This is a genomic window from Streptomyces sp. NPDC028298, from assembly GCF_055565895.1.
The window spans coordinates 272,237-290,279 of the sequence record NZ_JBVHTL010000001.1; the positions used below are offsets into that span (position 1 = coordinate 272,237).

The following is an 18,043-nucleotide window of genomic DNA, read 5'->3' on the forward strand; positions in this document are numbered from 1 at the left end:
TCTCATGGCTCACACAGCTCGTTCACGCCGTACCACCGCCGCGCTCGCCGCTCTGTCGCTCGGCATCCTGGCGACTCTGACCGCATGCAACGGCGACGCCGAGAACGACGCGGCCGCCCCGGGAGCGCACGCGAGCCCTTCTGCCACGCCTGCTGACAAAAACACGGACACGCCATCGTCAGCCGACCCGGGTGACAGCGGGAGCGGCAGCGGCAGCGGCAGCGGCAGCGGCAGCGGCAGCGGCAGCGGGAAATCCTCCGCCAGCCCGAGCACCCCGGCACCGTCGAAGCCCGCTTCCGACGACGGCCAGGACGGAGGCGTGGGCATGTGCGAGACGGCCGACCTGAGCTACAAGGTCACCGTCGCGTCGAGGCCCGTCAACCACGCCTTGCTGACGGCGAGCAACAAGGGCAGCGATCCCTGCCTGCTGTCGGCGAACGAGCTGGTGATCACGATTCCGGGGCTCGACGGCGCCGCCGAGCACATGGGACCCGACGGCAAGGACTGGATTCTTGAGCCCGGCCAGAACGCTTACGCCGGGATCATGTTCTCTCGCGCGGACACCGCAGGCGGCAAGAGCGCCGACAAAATGGCAGTTGCGCTCACCGCTTCCGAAGATCCGACGACCGTGCCGATCAACGATGGTCCCGTCACGGTCAACGACGGCCAGGTCACCAGCTTCTTCGGTACCGCCGAGGACGCACTGACCTACTGACCACCCGCCTAGGCAGGGCAAGCTCCGTCAAGAGCACCACCCGTGACACCCGCGCTTTGAACCCGATCCGGGCCCGAGGCGCGCACTCCCCTGCCGACTGCCAACCGCCAACCGCCAACTGCCACAGTGCCGAGTCACAACGGGTGACTCGGCCACTGAGGTTGGCCGTAGATGCAGCGCAGAGCCGTTCCCCCGGCCTCAGTGGAACCCGAGCATGAGGTGTCGCCGCAACAGCGCAATCGCCAGCGTGTGGTCGTACTGCTCGGCAACGTCCATGGGCGTGTGACCGTCGGGATCCGCTAGTTGCGGGTCGGCACCGAAGGCCAGCAGGACGGCAGTGGTATGAACGGTGAGCGGGTGCCCGCTCTGCAAGCTGCTGTCACCCTCGACGTCGATCGCGTGCGTCAAGAGCGTCGAGGTGCCCTGTACCTCGTTGGGATCGGAACCGGCGGCAAGAAGACGCGCCAATGTCTCGGCGTCGTGCTCCACCGCAAAATGAGCCGGCGTCCAGTAGTCGTTCACGAGGCCATTCAACCCGCCCATCCCCATCGACCTGGCCCTCCCCTTGCACTCCGCCTTCCTCGACCGTGAACTCCTCAGCCAGTACGTCGCGACAGCCGACCCGCAGGGTCCGAGCGTGGCCCAGGGGTGACCGAAAACTGAGCCCGGTCCAAGAGGTCCCGCCATCGCGAACTGGTCCGGGACTCGCGGACCTTGGTGGCAACCCCACCGGCCGGCGCCGCCCCCGACCCGCCTCAGCCCGCATCAGCCCGCCGACGGCTCCGCCTCCCAAGGCCGCGGTCCCGCGCCCTCCTGCCAGTGCTGCAGTTGCGGACCGTCAACGCACACGATGCCGCACTGCTCCGCGTAGTCGAGCGCGGGGGCGGTGAAGTCGCTGGTGGTGACCACGACAGCGACATCGGCGCCGTGAACGGTGAAGCAGGTGCCGCCGAAGCGCTGCAGGTCCTGTGAGCCGACCCGGTTGCCGTCGCAGTACCGCTTGCACTGGATGACGAGCGAGCGCCCGTCTGGCGTCCTCGCCACGACGTCGGCGCCCAGGTCGCCGGCCCCGCCCACGACCTCCACGTCGAGACAGCCGTCGCGCCGGCACAGTTCGGCCACCGCCTGCTCGAACTCGTCCGGGTCCAGGGTCTCGTAGGCGATCTCCACCGTGACCGCGGGCGCCTCGGGCATGGTCTCGGGAAGCAGGACGGTGGGTTCCGTGCCGAGGCGTCCGCCGCAGGCGCCGGGCCCGGCGGGGGCCAGGGCGACGGCGGGAGCCGGTGACGCCGCGTCGAGTGCTTCGACAGCCGTCTGCGTGGCTTCGTCCAGGGCTGCAGCCGCGCGCCGCGCGATCCTGGCCGCCGATATGCGGCGCTTCCCGCGGCAGCCGGCCATGACGGCGCCGACGCCCATGAGGGCGAGCGCCACGGCCCAGGCGGGACGGTGCACCGCGGCAGCGGCCGCTGTGCGGGCGGCCGCGCCCACCAGAGCGAGGATGACGGCGAGGAGCGCGAAGTAGAGGGCCGTCGCCCGGAGTTCGAACCGGCGGGAGTGGCGCGCGGTACGACGGGAGCGTGCGGGAACGGCCATGGTGATGTTTCCTCCCCTGGGACGTCAACGAAGATCAATTCGCGTCTTCCCAGGTAGCGGCCGTTCTACCGCGTTCCGTCGCGCACGCCGCGGCGCGAGTCCAGTCGTGGGCGGAGACGTCGAGCAGGACCAAGTGCGGGGCCTCTGCCGCACGTCGTGGCAAAGCAGCTCGCGGCTTCCGTTACGACCCGGCCAAGCCCCGACGTGCCCGTCTGCAGGGTTACGGCGAACCAGGCCTGTTCGTGACCCTGGTGACCGGGGTCGCCATGGCCTTCCTCACCGCGGGGCTGTTCACGAACCTCTTCACCTGACGGTCCTTCACACCGCCTCGCCGCCGACACGGGCCCAGGAACGGGCTCTCGGGCCGACATCGCCCCAGCCGTGTTGACCTGCCAGTTTGACCACAGCTCCTAGGAAACGAGTTCGTCCAGGAGCTGAGGGCCGTTGTTGCGGACGCTGTTGACGGCCGTGGAGACAGGGCGGGCGTACAGGTGACCGTCCGCCGGCTGGCCGAGCAACGCACGGAGGTCATCGGGGTCCTGGTGACCGGGATCCAGCCAGGCGTCGTAGTGCTCGGGGGTGAGGGCGAGCGGCATGCGGGGGTGAACGCGGCCGGCGGTGTCGGTGGCTTCGGTCGTGATGATGGTGCAGCTCATCAGCCAGGCGGCCGGGTCGTCGTCCTGCTTGACCGTCTGGTCGCGCCAGTAGGCGTACAGCCCGGCGAACGCCATCACCTCCCCGTTCTCGGAGTGGATGAAGTACGGCTGCTTGCGCGCCTTGCCCGTTCCGGGGTCCTTGACCTGCTCCCATTCGTAGAAGCCGTCGGCGGGCAGCAGGCAACGGTGTCGGGTGAACGCACGGCGGAACGCGGGCCTTTCGTGCACCGTCTCGACGCGCGCGTTGATCATCCGGGCGCCGGCCTTCACGTCCTTCGCCCAGGACGGGACCAGGCCCCAGCGCAGCGGCCGGAGCTCCCGCTCCACCGGGCCGGTGTCGTCCTGGCCGCGGGGTGCGCGTTCGAGGACGGCCCACACGTCGTCGGTCGGGGCGACATTCCAGCTCGGCGCAAGCGTCTCCCGCGCGGGTACGTCGGGCACGTGGAAGAGCGGCGCCAGCTCCTGCGGGCTGCGAGTGGATGCGTACCGACCACACATACCGCCAGTCTTTCACCGCCGAGAGCCGCACGCCCCGCACCGACACCGTGTCTCCGGGGACGGCTGTCGTAGCAGAGGTCTTTCAGGATCCCTGGGCTGTCGGTTCTGCCGGCCGTGGCCGGCGAGCTCATTTCGTAGGGCGAGGTTCGATCTCCGGGGATGACGGATGCCGGATGACGGATCACGGATTACGGATTACGGATTACGGAACCCACGGTGCGCTGGGCGTGTGTGTGAGCTGCAGGCGCGGTGCCGGCGGCAGTGGCGTCGACGCTTCCGTCTCTGGTCCGGCGCGGAACGCCTCGATCACGTAGGCGGCGAAGCGGTGGGAGGCTGTGACCCGGGCGGCACGCGGCATGTCCTGGAGGCCGCGGTGGGCCATGAGCATGAGGATCAGGTCGTCGATGACGAAGCCGGGGCGCAGCCGGCCCATCTCCTGAGCGCGGCGGGCCAGTTCACCGACCGCGCGCAGGGTCCGCTCCCGGTCGGCGGCGAAGTCCATGGCCTCGGGGAACGTCGTCATGAAGGCGTCTGCGAATCCTCTGCTGTGGGTGTGAAGTTCACAGATCCGCTCGATCAGGCTCCGGAATCCGTGCCACGGGTCCGAGTCCGCGAGGGCGTCGCGGACGGCGGCGTGGCAGGCTCGCCGCTGCTCGGCGAAGGTCTCCGCGATCAGTTCCTGCTTGGTCGGGAAGTGCCGGTACAGCGTGGCGGGGCCGACGCCTGCGTGCCGGGCGATCTCGCGCATGGGCGCGCTCAGGCCCTTTTCCCCGAGCACCGAGCGGGCGGCGTCCAGGATGCGGGCCCGGTTGTCGCGGGCGTCGGAACGCAGGGTCTGAGGCAAATGGTCGGTCATCGGTTCTCACTTTAGCCAAACGGACGGGGGTGTCCGTTACGGTCCGATGGCGGTGCCGGCCCCCGTCCCGACGACACTCCGCCGGTGATGACATGGCTGCGGGTGCCGGCTCGACCCACGGCCGCACCAGCGGCGATCCGTCCTTCCAACGACCCGAGGAGCAGAGATGAAAGCCGTCGTGATCAGGACGTTCGGAGACCCCGACGGCTTGGAGATCGTCGATGTGCCCGTGCCCGTTCCCGCCCCGGGGCAGGTTCTGATCACCACGGAGGCGATCGGGGTAGGCGGCGTGGACGCCGTGATCCGCCGGGGAACGCTTGCCGCCTACGGCTTCCGGGAGGGCCATCTCCTCGGCAGCGAGGTGGCGGGAGAGGTCACCGCGGTGGGAGAGGGCGTGGACGCCTCGTGGATCGGGCGCCGGGTGTGGGCGTTCACGGGCCTGTCCGGTGGGTACGCCGAGCAGGCCGTCGCCTCGGCCGAGGACGTTCTTGCGCTGCCCGACGGCCTGACCGGCGCGGACGCGGTGACCCTCGGCGGCTCCGGCGTGGTCGCCCACTTCGCGCTGGACCGGGCCCGTTTCACGCCAGGCGAGACGGTGCTCGTGCGCGGTGCGGCGGGCAGCATCGGAATCACGGCGGTCCAGCTCGCGGCCAGGGGCGGCGCGAACGCGGTGGCGGTCACGACCTCGTCGACGGAGCGCGGCGCCCGCCTGCGGGACCTGGGCGCGACTCACGTCCTCGACCGCTCCGGCGAGGGCGGCCCGCAGGCACCGGCGGGCTTCGACGTGGTGATCGATGTCGTGGCTGGTCCCCGGCTTCCCCTGTTCCTGGACAAGTTGAACTCCAACGGGCGGTACGTGGCTGTCGGCGTGGTCGGTGGGCAGCCGCCGACGGACTTCGGCATGCGGCTCATGGACGCCTTCCGTAGATCGTTGTCGTTCGCCACGTTCAGCTCTGACACCGTGCCCGGCCCCGACCGGCAGGCCGTGCGGTCCTCCCACTTCGCCGATGCTGTGCACGGGGACCTGCGTACCGTCGTACACGAGGTGTTGCCGCTGGACCAGGCGGTACGGGCCCACCGCGAGATGGACGCGGGAAAGGTGTTCGGCAGGATCGTGCTGACGCCCTGAGTCAGGCCGCGAAAGCGTTCGCAGCCCGGGTGGCGAAACTGGGATCATGCCCGCATGGACTTCGACCTCGCCCCACCGAACGGCGTTGGCCCGTTGCGGATCGGCATGACCCGGCAATCGGCCGACACGGCGCTGGACTCGCTCCGCGATCCCTCCGCGGTCTCGGAGTCCGACCGGCCGGGCCAGCACATCTTCCGTCCCGGTGGGCTGATGATCAGCATCCAGTGCACGCGAGACCGGCTCGAAGCCGTTGTGCTCGGGCGGCCCTTGTCCCGGACAGACCGCGTCCTCTTCCGGGGCCTGGACGTGTTCGCGATCCCGGCCCGCGAGGTGGTGCAGCGCATGGGCGAGCACACCTCGATCGAGGCAGACCCCGACGATCGAGCGTCTTTCATCGCCCCTGACCTGCTCCTGAGCTTCTGGCGCCCGTTCGCGGCCGACGACGAGCCGGAGGAAGAACAGGGCCACTACTTCAACTCGGTACTGCTGGCACGGCCTGGCTACTACGACACCCCCGCCCAGGCCGCGGAGCGACTCCGGCAAAGCTCGTGACCGGCTCGACAAACAGGGAGGCCGTTGCCGCGTAGACGGCCGTCTCAAGTCCGGGCTGCCGGTCGGGCCGCACATCGGCGGCCAGGAGAACCATCAGAGCCGGGATTCTCCCGTGGTTCACGCAGGCTGTTCGTAGCTGCGGCTCGGTTGGAACGTGAACGGCTGTGGGCGGGTGCGCTGGCCCAAGCCCTGCTCGAGTGGTCACGTACAGCCCACCGTCCGGCTCGTGCATTGTCCGGCGGCTGCGGCTGCCCGCTCTGCCATCCCGGCTGTTCGACTGACGAACGCGCAGTCCTCGAACTCGCGCTTCATGCTCTGCCTTCGCGGCCGGCACGCGAACTTCGGTCCATGGTCGAACCGCTCGACGCGCGCTACGTGGCACGGACCTGGCCCGACCCGTACGCCTCCCCGGATGAGGGTTGGTGGGCCCGTCGCTGCTGGGGCTGACCTCATGGCTTCCTGGCCGTCGGCGGTCTCGTGCTGCCGAGGTGTCGGAGCAGGAGCAGGGCGACGGCCGCGGTGGCCAGTTCGCCTGCGGCGAGTGCTGTCCAGATGCCGTGTGGGCCGAGTCTGCCCAGGGCGACGACGAGGGGGATCTTGACCAGGAGAAGGGTGCCGATGGTTGCCAGGTAGGCGGGGGCGGGGCGGCCCACGGCTTGGGCGTAGGCGGCGACAAGTGGACTGATGCCGGCGACGGCCAGGCCGAGGGCGATGACGCGCAGCGCTTGTGCGGCGGTGCGGACGGCGTCGGCGTCGTGCAGGAACTGGGCGGCCAGGGGACGAGCCGAGAGGATGAGGGCGGCGGCGCTGAGCAGTCCGTAGAGGAGGGAGGCGAGGAGCGCGAGGTCGCGGGCGCGCCGGGCGCGGTGAGGCAGGCCGCGGCCGGTGTTGTAGCCGACGATGGGCTGCAGCCCCTGGCTGAGGCCGGTGTGCGGCATCGTCGCGAAGGTCTGAAGGCGGGCGCAGACGGCGTAGGCGGCCAGGGCGGTGGCCGAACCGGTGGCGGCGAGCGAGCTGTTGACGACAACGGCCAGCAGAGTGACGCCCGTTCCGGCCAGGAACGACGGCAGGCCGACGCCGAGCAGGGCGCGCAAGGTCGGGCCGTGGGGCAGGAGGTCCCGGGCGCGGACGCGGTAGGGGCGGCCGGATCGGCGGAAGAAGAACCACAGACTCATCGCCGCGGAGACGGCCTGGCCGCCGACGGTGCCGAGGGCCGCACCGCGTACGCCCATGCCGAGTCCGAAGATCAGCAGCGGGTCGAGGGTGATCTGCACGGCGACGGCCACGAGCCACAGCAGGGTCGCGTAACCGGTGCGGCCTTCGGCACGGACCAGGCTGGAGAACCCCGTGGCGACCAGTGCCCCGCACAGCAGGATCACGGCGTAGGGGCGGGCCGACTCGCGCAGTTCGCCGTGGGCACCCAGGAGGGTGAGCAGCGGGTCGAGGAAGGCCAGGCCGAGCGTGGTGGTGATGGCGGCGCACAGCCAGAACAGCGTGAAGGAGTTTCCGGCCGCGCGGGCCGCGGCCTCCCGGTCACCCATGCCCAGGGCGCGGGAGATCAGGGAGGCGCCGCCCGCGCCGACGGTGGTGGACACCGCGCCGAGCAACAGCAGCAGCGGGGCGGCCAGGTTGACCGCGGCCATCGCGGTGTCGCCCACCCCGTGACCGACGAACCAGGCGTTGGTCAGGGCGTAGACGCCGTACACGCCCACGGCCGCGGTGGTCTGGGCGCACGACCGCAGGAGCAGTGGGCCCACCGGGTCGGTGCCGAGGCGGGTGGTGGCGTCGGGGACGCGGGCGAGCGGGGTGGTGGTCACCGTCGCGTGCGGCCGAGCGACGCCATCGCCTCGTCGAGGTGAGGGCGGGCCCAGTCGTACTGCTTTGTGTCGGCGTGACCGCGGTACACGGTCTCGATGACCATGATCAGCATCAAGTAGAGGCCGTACAGGCGGCGGCGCACCTGCTGGGTCCCGGTCAGGTCGCCGTGGCCGTAGCCCCGCATGAAGGCCGCCGGGTCGCCGAAGGCGGCCAGTTGGATGCCGGTGAAGCCCGCCTCGATCAACGGGTCTCCATAGAAGGCGCGTTCATGGTCGATGACGCAGACGAGCTTTCCGTCACGGACCATGACGTTGCTTTCCCAGAGGTCCCATTCGACCAGGCGCGGTTCGGTGACCTCGTCGAGGCTGCCGGCGTGTTCGGCGACGACCGCGCGGACCGTGTCGTAGGACCAGCCGATGTCCACGCTCCGTCGCTCACCGTCGCGCAGGACGTCCTCCAGCATGCCGGTGAACACCCGCCGCCAGCTCCTGTCGCCCGGTCCGGCCAGCGGTCCGAACGCCGTGCCGCGCAGGGAGTTGATCTGCCGGTTGGCCGCACCGACCTGCTCCATGCAGGCGTCGCGCTCGGTGGTCGGGAGCGACTCGACGATGACTCCGAGGTTGTCGGCGTCGACGTACGGCATGAAGAACCAGTCGGCGTCGCACAGTTCACGGCTCCGGTCGGCGAAGTCGACGGCGGGCACCGGAACCGAGGTGTGCTCGCGCAGCAGTTGGATCGTGGCCAGCTCGGTCGCCATGGCGCCGCGTTCGTAGGTCATGACCTCCACGTGTGGCGGCGGGGCTATCTTCAGGACGACCTCGGCGCCGTCCCTGAGGCGTATCCGGTAGGCGACGTTGAACCAGCCGTGCCCCAGCTCGCTCGCCCAGCCCTCACCGGTCGGGACCCGGTCGGCGCCGTAGGCGCGCTCGATCATGGCGCGCAGTGTGTCGGACGACTGCCGGTTCTTGGTGATGCTCTCCACACCCAGCCCCTTCGACGGTGGTGTCCTGGTGCCGTCGGCGGGTGTGGGGCCCGTGCTGTACCGGCGCACGGCCCGGGACGGGACCGCTCCGGAAGAAGTAGACACCATGTAGTGGCCATACATCCATGGTGATGCGGCAAGATCACGCCAACCGAGGTCGGGGAAGCCGGTCTTCACCGCTCACCGTGGCGAGCGGCCGTCGCGGACACAGGAACACCTCATCGACGTAGCACCAGGCCCACGGCTCCTCGCCCGGCTCCGCGGACCGCACCAGGGGGTGACCGCTCGATTCATGGTGAGCGGTGGCGTGGGCGCCTGGCGCGCTGTCGCTGCATCCCACGTGGCCGCAGGTCAGGCAGAGCCTCAGCCGCGTCTCCTCGTGCCCCTGGGCGGAGCACTCCGTGCACACACGGCTCTGGGGTACCGGTGCCGGGCCCGCGTCGGCGGCATGGGGACAGTCCCGTCCCTGCGGACGGCCGCCGTCCGGCCTGACCATCCACTCCGTCATGGTGTCGCCTCTCACCTGCCGGCGGTCGCCGTACGAACGTCACCCCTACTTCTCGCATGCGGGTACGCATGGATGCACCTCTCATCCAAAGGCGCGGGAGGCGGGGAAAAGGAGACGCAGGCTCCAGCGGCGGGCGTGCGATCAGGGCGAGGAGACGACATGAGCCAGTTCACCGGTCGCGAGGTCGAGTCCGTCTGGGACTATCCACGGCCTCCCGCCGTGGTACCGGACAACCGCCCCGTCCGGGTGGAATGCGGTGGCCGTGTGGTCGCCGAGACGCGACGCGCCTTGCGGGTACTGGAGACCAGTCATCCACCGACGTTCTACATCCCACCGGGAGATGTCTGTACTGATCTGCTGTTCCCGGCCGACGGGCACTCCTGGTGCGAGTGGAAAGGCAGCGCACGCTACTGGGACCTGATCATCGGCCACGACGTGCGTAGTCGTGCCGCCTGGAGCTACGCCGACCCCCATCCCGCTTACACGGTTCTCAAGGACTACTTCGCTTTCTATGCCGGCAGCGTCGACCGCTGCGTCGTCGGCGATGAAGAGGTACGGGCCCAGGACGGAGACTTCTACGGCGGCTGGGTCACCGCAGAGGTGCAAGGCCCCTTCAAGGGAGCACCTGGAACGCGTGGATGGTAGGAGCCGCGCCGGTCTGCCCCTTGCCACACCGGACGGTGAAGGCAACCACGGTCAGCAGTGCGTGCTGTGGAGTCGCGTCATTTCCGTCCCACCGTGAGTGGAGTCGCGTCCTTTCCGTCCCACCGTGACCGGAGATCGTCCTGTGCGTCGTCTGTGAAATCTTCACGCGGCCCACTGAGTCCGACCGGCTTCCCGCGCGTACTCCCCTTCAGCCGCCAGACCAGGTGACGACAAGTCGGCGACGAACCGACGGGCAGGAGAAACGGTGCAGCGTTCGGGAAGCGTGATGGGAACACTCTTTGTGGGCGGCGCCTTGGCCCTGACCCTCGGCGCCCTCGTCTATCCCGCGATGCTCGGCATCAGCACGGTGTCGACCTCGAACGACCGGATCATCGCCAACACTCAATGGGGGCCGTTGACAGAGGGCGAACGGGACTTCGTCGTCAAGGTACGTGCGGCCGGCCTCTGGGAACACCCGCTGGGCCTGATCGGCCTGCAAAAGGGACAGAGCCAGGCCGTCAAGGTCGCGAGCCAGCACCTCGTGGACGGCCATGCCGCCCTGGATGTGAGCTGCCGCAAGATCGCACCGATGTTGAACATCACCCTGCCCAACGTGGCGAGTCCTCAGCAGCAAGGTTTCGTCAGCCAGCTACAGGCCGAGTCGGGGCGGCAGTTCGACACCGACTTCGCCAACATCCTGCGGATGACTCACGGTTCCATCTTCAACGCGATCGCCAAAGTCCGCTCGACCACGAAAAACAGCTTGGTCCGTGCCTTGGCCGACCAGGCGAACAACACGGTGCTCGACCACATCACCGTGATGGAGAAGACAGGGCTCGTCGACTTCGACACCACGGTCTTCAACCAGACCACTCCGCCGAAGCTGCCCAAGTCCGACATGACTCCCCCGCCACCGGCACCGGGGCAGCCGCAGGTCGTCCTCAACCCGCCACCCAACCCGACGTCCACGGCACTGGACCTGAGCGCTGTCCTGAACGGCGCGCAGAAGAACGCCGGGTAGCCTCCCGGGCAGGCCGCGAGCGGGACACAGTCAATCCGGCACGGCACCCTCGCAACGCCCGGCTCGTGTTACGAGCTCGACGGGAAAAGCCGCTGATAGGGCGCCCGCTGCAGTCGGTTGGACGAGTCGACCGTGTACGCGGGGACCTTGGGAGCCGCGCCCGACAGGAAGCCCGACCCGCCATTGTCCAGGATCGTCCTGCCGGCCTTTCCGGCGGCGACCCAGTCGATCTCGACGGCGAAGGCGCAGAAGCAGGTGGTGTTGTCCACGGTGAGCTCGAAGACCTCGGGATCCTTTGACGAGATCTTGTACGGGAACGAAACCGGTGGTCGCTTCGCGGCCTTCGCGATGATGGGCGGATCGGTCTTGTCCAGGTCGGCCCTGAACGTCCTGAAGTCCGCCGGCGATCCGCACCCTCCGTCCGCGACGGCGATGCCTGTGGTGGGAGGCGCCTTCCGCTGCAGATCCAGCACGCGCATGCCCACCAGCAGCACGGCCTCTTCGGCGGACGTCTGACTGGTGATGTCGACGGCTATCGGTCCGAGGCGCCGCTGCCCGGCATGTCGCCCCTTTTGGTAGTCCTCTGCGTTCTCCGCGTAGTAGTTGACGCTGGAGGCACATTGCTCCTGCGCCTGGATGTGCAGGTACGACGGGAGCTTCGCGTTGCCGGGATTCACCGGCCGTGGCACCGGAATCCCTTTCGCCGTGCCGCCCGAGAACCCCAGCCCGTACACCGCGTACGTGCCTCCCACGGCAAGGACCAACGCCAGGGCCGCGAAGGCGCCCGTCGCCCGCCGCCGCCACCACTTGGGCGCTCGAGGGGGAGCCGCTGGTGCACCGTGGTAATGGATGTACTGGACACCGTCGGCCTGAAAGGGGCCTTGGAAGGCGTTGCCTCGGAACTCGAATTCGTCCGGAGCACCGTGCGGTCTATGTCCGTCGGTCATGATGCGGCGCCACGGTGAATGTGCTGGACTCCCTTGGCCTGGACCGGTCCGTGGAAGGTGCTGTGATGAAACTCGACATGGTCACCTCCGGGCCCGTCACCGGGTGCCGGACCAAGGGATCGAAGATGAGCCACCGCCTGCTCAAGGTCGGCAGCGAAGCCGTCGTCGGTCTCGTCGGCCTCCTCCAGCGCGAGCAGGACCCGCTCCCGAGTCCGGTCACTGAGCGACTCGCGCCCGCTCTCCGCTTCCTCCGTCAGTCGCTGCAGCGCGGGATCGTCGCCAAGTTTCCGGCCCACCACGTCGTGCAGGCGGACCATCCCGACGTCCAGCGCTCGGTCGACTTCGTCGTCCGCCTGTCCGGCGACACGCTGGGCCTTCCGAACAGCCCAGGCGAACAGGTACCCGATCGCGATCTCGATGCCCGTCACCACACCCCCACGGCCAGTGCTGACCCACATCAGACCGTACCGCCTATAGGGCAGCGAATCAGGCCGATCGACTGAGACCGGGCATCAGGCCGCGACAGCTCCCGCTCGGGTTCCGGCGTCTTGGTTTTGGGCTTCCTGTTCGGCAGCGAGAGGCGGAAGACGTTGCGCCACGCGGAGAACATCTGCTGGGGCGAGGTCCGACACCGATAGCTTCGCTTGGTGCGTGTCGGTGTCAGCCTCTTGTGTCAGACCCCGCTTTCAGCCTTGACGAGACTTGCTTCGCCGCGCCACTGCACGCGTCCTACTCCTCCGGCTCCCACTCACGGAGCAGGTCGAACAAACCTGCGTCTCCCTCCATCTGCAGGGAGTCCGCCGGGATGCGGTCGTACACGAAGAGAACCAGCTCATTGGCCGTGCCGCGAACGGAGACACCGGCCGCGTTCGGGCCCTCGTCGGCAGCGGCGACAGGGGTCGTGCCGGGCGCGGGGATACGGGTGGAGCGTGCGCCGTCGCCGTCGACCGTGAGGCGCCAGGAGTGGCCCTCGGTGGCGTGGAAGTCGAAGGCAGTGGGCTTGTGCGGCCACGCACTCGTCGTGGCGACGCAGGTGAACAGGAACTCCTCGACACCGTCGAGTGCCACCTCTTCCGGCAGCGGCTCCGGGGCCCCCACGGTGACCTGGGCGTCGTAGGTGTGCACCGCCATCTGCTGGAGCTGGTGCCGCGCGACGGCGGCACAGGTCTCCGGCGACTGGGACGCGCCCCACCACGTCCAGCAACCGCCATCCGGGCCGGCCTTCCGCAACGCGTCCACCAGTTGCTCCGTGGACTCCGCCAACCATGCCACCAGGTCCCCGCGCTCCCGAGGCGCAGCCGGGGCGCCCTCCGCCGCGGACTTGGCCGGAGCAGGCCCCGCGGCGACGGTGACGGCCCAGTCGCGACGCCCCTCGCCGATGTGCTGCGCCAGATCGAACAGCGTCCACTCCGGACAGGTCGGCACCTGTGCGTCGAGGCTGGGCGCGGAAGCGACCGCGGCGCGGAAGGCAGTCGCCCGTTCGTCGATCAGTCGCAACAGAGCGGGGAACGTAAGTGTCGTCGTCACATGGACTCTCTATCACCGTGTTCCGACGATCGGACAATGATTTTCGGAGTCGAGGTGGCGAGGGCGCGGCACGGCCGGGCGCCCTCAAATGACGCCGTGTCCAAGGCGGAGAGCGCGCAGCGCATACCTCCGAGCCTCGTGATGCGATGTTCAGCGGCTCGGGTCGGGGAACGGATTTACCACTTCCGCCATTTGTCCGTGAGCTGGTACCGACCCAGTCCGTGGCGAGCCGTCAGCGCGCTGACGTCGACACCGTGCTCGGTGAGTGATGTGTCGATGTAGTGACACAGTTGCTCACGCTCTTCGGTCTCGAAGGCGCCGCCGTTGCGGGCGTCGTTCACCGCGTTCAGGGCCAGGACGACGCGTTCCACCACGGCGAAGATCTGCGCGTCAGTGACCTCGGCAAGTCCAGGAAGGTCTCTGTCGAAGGTGTCGAGGACGGTATCGGTCTCGGCGAGCAGGTCCTCGGGGAACAGGTCCGCCATGCAGGCGCAGTCGGGATCCAGGGTGCCGGCGGCAAGCTCCTCGGCTTCCTGAGCTATGCCTTCACGCCAGCTTGTAGTTGGTCTTTCAGCCATGGGCGGGACCGTACAGGCCACGACTGACAACGAGCCCTGCACGACCTGCTCACCGACCATGCGGGCACCACCCGCGTCCCAAGTACGCTGGCGACGTCGCAGGCCAGCCGTTCGAGGGAGTGACCATGCCGAGTGCCTCGGAGCTTCAGCCGGGAGACACCGTCCTGGTGACTGATGGCCCCTTCGCGCAGTTCACCGGGCCGGTTTACGCTGTCGACCGGGAGCGTCAGCGCGTACAGCTGATCGTGCAGATCTTCGGAGACGACACCCGCATCGACATCCCGCTCGACACCGTCGAGAGGGCACCCAACGCCTGAGCGTCGCCATCCGGCTTGGGAAAGTCGTCTCCGCTGGGCACCTGGTTGGCGGGGAGTTGGGCGGCGGCGGGGAGCTGGGCGGCGGCAGGGCCGTACCGGCCTTCCCTGAGCGCTCGTGACCAGGCTGGGACGGCTTCCGGTCTCGGCTGAGCACTGGTGAGCCAGGCTGAGACGGAACCCGAGACAGTCCGCCCGGCGGTCGTCGTCAGTGGCCACGGAGTAGCCTCATGGCATCCGGCGGACTGGGGCTGATCCTCCGCGATCCCCCGTGCTTCCCCTCCCGACCCGGCACGGATGTGGCACGGCCGATCCGCAGGGTCGGCCGACCTTCGACGACGCTGGTCCAACTGGGCAGAGGAAAGGCACGCATGAAGAAATTGACTTCCGCGCTCGGCGGTGGCCTGCTGGTCGTCGGGGTCACTGCAGGGGTGTGGTGGACCTGGTTCCACGAGCCCTATGCCCTGGCGGACGCGCCCCGGGTCGACGTGACAGTGCGCGCGGAAAAGTCCACGTACCCCGACGTACAGGAGACGGCCGAGGACGTCGACACTCTCGTACGGGTCTACGTGCAGCGCCTCAAGGACGGTGACGCGAAGGGAATCGCCGAGTTGGCCGGCCCCGCTTACGCGCAGCCCGGCCCCACCGCGGCCAAGTACGTGCGCGAGTACGGTCAAGCGGCGGGCGGCCCTGTCGAAGTCACCGTACTGGAGGGCGTCGTCCCCTACTTCAACCCGGTGACAGTGACGTACGAACAAACCGGGCAGCGGCAGGAGCTGCTGCTGGTGAAGGACGACGGGCACTGGTGGATAGGCCTCGGCGACGGCGATCCCGCGGCGGGCTCGTAGCGACAGACGTGCCGGTTATGGAAGCCCGAACTCGCCTCCTGGTACGTGTACATCTGGGAGAACACCATGGGTGTGGTCGACAACATCGATGAGGCCATGCGGTCGAAGGGGAGCTGAGCGAGCCCGAACGGCCAGGGCCCTCAAGCCCCAGCCGTTCGAGTTTCCGGAGTTCGGCTTCCGGGTGGCTACTGGGCCGTGGCCTTCGCGGCGGTTTCGACGAGGTGGGTCACGACGCCGGGGTGAGAGATCATGACGACGTGGGAGCCGTTGACCTGGACCGTGTGGGAACCGGCACGGCGGGCTTCGAAGCGTTCCAGGTCGGCACCGATGGCCTTGTCCTGCTTGGCGACCAGGGCCCAGGACGGGATGGTGCGCCAGGCCGCGGCGGTGGGGGCGTCCTCGAAGGCGGAAGCGCTGATGGGACGCTGCTCGACGGCCATGATCCGGGTCTGGGACTTGGGCAGATCGGCGGCGAACACCTTGTGGAACTGGGCCGGATCGATGGTGAGTTCGATGCCGGTGGAGCCGTCGGCGTTGGCGAACGGTGCGGGGCGCAGGGCAGGCTGGAGTTGCGAGTCGTGGGACCTGGCCGCGAGTTCTCCTAGGACCTCGCCCCGGTCGGGCATGAAGGCGGCGATGTAGACGAGGGCCTTGACGTCGGGATCACCGGCGGCGGCCTGGGTGATGACCGCGCCCCCGTACGAGTGTCCGACCAGCACCACAGGGCCCTTGATGTTGTTCAAGACGCTGGCGATGTAGGTCGCGTCCTGCGGCAGACCGCGCAGCGGATTGGCCGGGGCGACGACCTTGTAGCCGTCGTTCAGAAGGCGCTTCACCACACCGTTCCAGCCGGACGCGTCGGCGAAGGCGCCATGAACCAGGACGACCGTCGGCTTCGGGCGCGACTGGCTGCTCTGGTGTGCGGAGGCTGAAGGGGCGAGGGAGAACGACAGCAGGCCGAGGAGACCGGCTGCCGTGGCGGCGGCCCAGCTCAAACGTCGTGCGCGCATGGGAATTCCTCTGAGGATGAGGGTGCAGGCCGCCGCCGGATCACACTGGCCATAAACCTGCCGACCCCTGGGCAAACCCGTTGATTTTCAGCCAAGTTAACATCCGAAAATGGGCGTCGACTTGCCGTGGGATCTGGTGTCGCGCATCCACTCGGATGGACCATCCGGTTGCGCCAGCGTGTCCTGTCAGCAGAGGAGGCGGTGGGTACGGCTCGCCGTCACCGCTTGTCACACGTCAGCGCACACCCGTCGCTTTCATCATCTTCAGTGCGCCGGTCACGAGGGTCGCCCAGGTCTCGGGTGAGATGCGGGTGGGCGGGGTGAAGGCCCGCACTCGTTGGTGGGCCACGGTCTGCGGCTCTGTGTATTTGAGGATGCCGTCGGCACCGTGGCGGCGGCCGAGTCCGGAGTCACCCATGCCTCCCATGGGTGCGTCGATGCTGCCCCAGGCCGCGGCGAAGGCCTCGTTGACATTGACGGTGCCGGCGTGGATGCGGGCTGCGACGGCCCGGCCGCGGGCTCCGTTGCCGGTCCACACGCTGGCGTTGAGGCCGTACGGAGTGGAGTTGGCCCGTGCGACCGCTTCGTCGACGTCCCGGTAGGAGTAGACGGAGACGACGGGTCCGAAGGTCTCGTCGTCGTACAGCGTCATGTCGGGGGTGACGCTCGTGAGGATGGTCGGCTCGTAGAACAGCGGCCCCAGATCCGGTCGTGCGCGTCCGCCGGCCAGAACGGTCGCGCCCTTGGCGATGGCGTCGTCGACATGTCGAGTGACGGTCTCCATCTGGGAGGAGTTGGTGAGGCTGCCGACGTCGATGCTGTAGTCGTAGGCGGCGCCGATCACCAGCCGGTTGGTGCGGGCGACGAACGCGTCGATGAACTGCTCACGGATGGACTCGGCGACGTAAAGGCGCTCGATGGAGACACAGAGCTGCCCGGCCGAGGGAAAGCAGGCGGCGACCGCGCCGTCGGCGGCCTTGTCGATGTCCGCGTCATCGAGGACGATCATGGCGTTCTTGCCGCCGAGTTCCAGGGACGCGCCGATGAGGCGCTGCCCGGCGTCGCGGGCGATCTGACGTCCGCTGGCGGTGGATCCGGTGAACATCACGTAGTCGGCGTTGTCCATCAGCGTTTGACCGATGGAACTGCCTCGGCCCACCACCATCTGCCACACGCCGGCGGGCAGCCCGGCCTCGTGCATGAGATCGAGCGCCCACAGTGCGGTGAGAGCCGTCTGGGTGTCGGGTTTCTGCACGACGGCGTTGCCCGCCAGCAGTGCGGGGATGGCGTCGCCGGCAGCCATGCTCAACGGATAGTTCCACGGCGAGATCACCGTGACGATCCCCTTGGGATGGCGGAGTTCGGTGGTGTGGGTCAGCACCGGGATCGCACCGCGGCGGCGCCTGGGCCGCAGGTATTGGGCGCCGCCGCGCGCGTAGTAGCGGGCGGTGATCGCGATGTCGATCACCTCGAGGAAGGCGTCACGGCGGGTCTTGCCGCTTTCCGCCTGCATCAGGTCCAGGGCCTCGTTCTGGCGGGCGAGGGCGAGATCGTGGAACCGCAGCAGAATCTTCTTGCGCCTGCTCAGCGGCAGGGCGGCCCAGGCTCTCTGGGCGATGCGGGCGCGCGCGAATGCGTCGTCGACGTCGCCGGGTGTCGAGACCGGCAGGTCGGCCAGGGGCAAGCCCGTGTAGGGGGCGGTGGTTGTGGTCCGGGCGGCATCCGGGGCGGCGGCAATGCGCTGTGCGAGGTGCTCGATGCGGCCCGGGGAAAGCGACGGGGGCAGTCCGACGCCTCGGGCGGTCGCGGGGCGGGGCGCGTGTTCGGTGACCATGGCAGGGCTCCG

The 18,043-nt window shown here is 68.9% G+C and carries 19 protein-coding genes and 1 pseudogene; 7 read left to right on the forward strand and 13 right to left on the reverse strand.

Features of this window, described 5'->3' with window-relative positions; all coding sequences use genetic code 11:
• The first annotated feature begins 4 nt into the window (after window positions 1–4).
• A complete protein-coding gene (locus ACZ4TO_RS01310) occupies window positions 5–715 on the forward strand; it encodes a DUF4232 domain-containing protein (RefSeq protein ID WP_468023060.1) in 711 nt (236 codons plus the stop codon).
• Window positions 716–913: 198 nt separating this feature from the next.
• Here the strand turns inward: ACZ4TO_RS01310 and ACZ4TO_RS01315 are convergent, their stop codons facing one another.
• From ACZ4TO_RS01315 to ACZ4TO_RS01330, 4 genes are all read right to left on the reverse strand, one after another.
• Window positions 914–1,237 (reverse strand): ankyrin repeat domain-containing protein, encoded by a 324-nt coding sequence (locus ACZ4TO_RS01315; RefSeq protein WP_468023061.1) that lies wholly within the window; start codon window positions 1,235–1,237, stop codon window positions 914–916.
• A 243-nt stretch (window positions 1,238–1,480) separates the two neighbouring features.
• Entirely contained in the window at window positions 1,481–2,308 is an 828-nt protein-coding gene (locus tag ACZ4TO_RS01320; protein ID WP_468023062.1) for a restriction endonuclease, read from the reverse strand.
• A gap of 410 nt (window positions 2,309–2,718) precedes the next feature.
• Entirely contained in the window at window positions 2,719–3,462 is a 744-nt protein-coding gene (locus ACZ4TO_RS01325; protein ID WP_468023063.1) for an SOS response-associated peptidase, read from the reverse strand.
• Between the two features lie 202 nt (window positions 3,463–3,664).
• Window positions 3,665–4,318 carry a TetR/AcrR family transcriptional regulator gene (locus tag ACZ4TO_RS01330; RefSeq protein WP_468023064.1) on the reverse strand — a complete coding sequence of 218 codons (654 nt, stop codon included), beginning with the start codon at window positions 4,316–4,318 and terminating at the stop codon, window positions 3,665–3,667.
• 166 nt (window positions 4,319–4,484) lie between these two features.
• Between ACZ4TO_RS01330 and ACZ4TO_RS01335 the strand changes: the two genes are divergently transcribed.
• Both ACZ4TO_RS01335 and ACZ4TO_RS01340 read left to right on the forward strand, forming a co-directional pair.
• Window positions 4,485–5,447, forward strand: coding sequence for a zinc-binding dehydrogenase (locus ACZ4TO_RS01335; RefSeq protein WP_468023065.1), 963 nt, complete (start codon window positions 4,485–4,487; stop codon window positions 5,445–5,447).
• A gap of 54 nt (window positions 5,448–5,501) precedes the next feature.
• Entirely contained in the window at window positions 5,502–5,999 is a 498-nt protein-coding gene (locus ACZ4TO_RS01340; protein WP_468023066.1) for a hypothetical protein, read from the forward strand.
• A gap of 449 nt (window positions 6,000–6,448) precedes the next feature.
• Here the strand turns inward: ACZ4TO_RS01340 and ACZ4TO_RS01345 are convergent, their stop codons facing one another.
• From ACZ4TO_RS01345 to ACZ4TO_RS01355, 3 genes and pseudogenes are all read right to left on the reverse strand, one after another.
• Window positions 6,449–7,816, reverse strand: coding sequence for an MATE family efflux transporter (locus ACZ4TO_RS01345; protein WP_468023067.1), 1,368 nt, complete (start codon window positions 7,814–7,816; stop codon window positions 6,449–6,451).
• Window positions 7,813–8,799, reverse strand: coding sequence for a phosphotransferase family protein (locus tag ACZ4TO_RS01350; RefSeq protein WP_468023765.1), 987 nt, complete (start codon window positions 8,797–8,799; stop codon window positions 7,813–7,815). Before ACZ4TO_RS01350 ends, ACZ4TO_RS01345 begins: the two co-directional genes overlap by 4 nt.
• A gap of 214 nt (window positions 8,800–9,013) precedes the next feature.
• Window positions 9,014–9,295 (reverse strand): annotated as a pseudogene (locus ACZ4TO_RS01355) (UBP-type zinc finger domain-containing protein); the annotation flags it as partial.
• Window positions 9,296–9,466: 171 nt separating this feature from the next.
• Between ACZ4TO_RS01355 and ACZ4TO_RS01360 the strand changes: the two are divergent.
• Both ACZ4TO_RS01360 and ACZ4TO_RS01365 read left to right on the forward strand, forming a co-directional pair.
• Window positions 9,467–9,952 carry a DUF427 domain-containing protein gene (locus tag ACZ4TO_RS01360; RefSeq protein ID WP_468023068.1) on the forward strand — a complete coding sequence of 162 codons (486 nt, stop codon included), beginning with the start codon at window positions 9,467–9,469 and terminating at the stop codon, window positions 9,950–9,952.
• A gap of 286 nt (window positions 9,953–10,238) precedes the next feature.
• Complete coding sequence (locus ACZ4TO_RS01365; RefSeq protein WP_382780852.1) at window positions 10,239–10,973, forward strand: DUF4142 domain-containing protein; 735 nt, start codon at window positions 10,239–10,241, stop codon at window positions 10,971–10,973.
• 68 nt (window positions 10,974–11,041) lie between these two features.
• On the opposite strand, the gene ACZ4TO_RS01370 is transcribed toward ACZ4TO_RS01365, so the two are convergent.
• From ACZ4TO_RS01370 to ACZ4TO_RS01385, 4 genes are all read right to left on the reverse strand, one after another.
• A complete protein-coding gene (locus ACZ4TO_RS01370) occupies window positions 11,042–11,725 on the reverse strand; it encodes a hypothetical protein (protein ID WP_468023069.1) in 684 nt (227 codons plus the stop codon).
• Window positions 11,726–11,916: 191 nt separating this feature from the next.
• Window positions 11,917–12,348 (reverse strand): hypothetical protein, encoded by a 432-nt coding sequence (locus ACZ4TO_RS01375; protein WP_468023070.1) that lies wholly within the window; start codon window positions 12,346–12,348, stop codon window positions 11,917–11,919.
• A 301-nt stretch (window positions 12,349–12,649) separates the two neighbouring features.
• The gene (locus tag ACZ4TO_RS01380; protein WP_468023071.1) at window positions 12,650–13,447 is read right to left on the reverse strand and encodes a maleylpyruvate isomerase family mycothiol-dependent enzyme; all 798 of its coding nucleotides are present in this window, start codon (window positions 13,445–13,447) and stop codon (window positions 12,650–12,652) included.
• A 176-nt stretch (window positions 13,448–13,623) separates the two neighbouring features.
• Window positions 13,624–14,025, reverse strand: a complete 402-nt coding sequence (locus ACZ4TO_RS01385; protein WP_468023072.1) for a hypothetical protein — start codon at window positions 14,023–14,025, stop codon at window positions 13,624–13,626.
• A gap of 125 nt (window positions 14,026–14,150) precedes the next feature.
• Here ACZ4TO_RS01385 and ACZ4TO_RS01390 point away from each other — a divergent pair, with 125 nt between their 5' ends.
• Window positions 14,151–14,342 (forward strand): KOW motif-containing protein, encoded by a 192-nt coding sequence (locus tag ACZ4TO_RS01390; RefSeq protein WP_385036992.1) that lies wholly within the window; start codon window positions 14,151–14,153, stop codon window positions 14,340–14,342.
• Between the two features lie 368 nt (window positions 14,343–14,710).
• The gene (locus tag ACZ4TO_RS01395) at window positions 14,711–15,187 is read left to right on the forward strand and encodes a hypothetical protein (RefSeq protein ID WP_468023073.1); all 477 of its coding nucleotides are present in this window, start codon (window positions 14,711–14,713) and stop codon (window positions 15,185–15,187) included.
• 185 nt (window positions 15,188–15,372) lie between these two features.
• On the opposite strand, the gene ACZ4TO_RS01400 is transcribed toward ACZ4TO_RS01395, so the two are convergent.
• Together ACZ4TO_RS01400 and ACZ4TO_RS01405 are read right to left on the reverse strand one after the other, a co-directional pair.
• Window positions 15,373–16,197 (reverse strand): alpha/beta fold hydrolase, encoded by an 825-nt coding sequence (locus ACZ4TO_RS01400; RefSeq protein ID WP_382780621.1) that lies wholly within the window; start codon window positions 16,195–16,197, stop codon window positions 15,373–15,375.
• Between the two features lie 235 nt (window positions 16,198–16,432).
• On the reverse strand, window positions 16,433–18,031 hold the full coding sequence (locus ACZ4TO_RS01405; protein ID WP_468023074.1) for a succinic semialdehyde dehydrogenase: 1,599 nt from the start codon (window positions 18,029–18,031) through the stop codon (window positions 16,433–16,435).
• Between the last annotated feature and the right edge of the window lie 12 nt (window positions 18,032–18,043).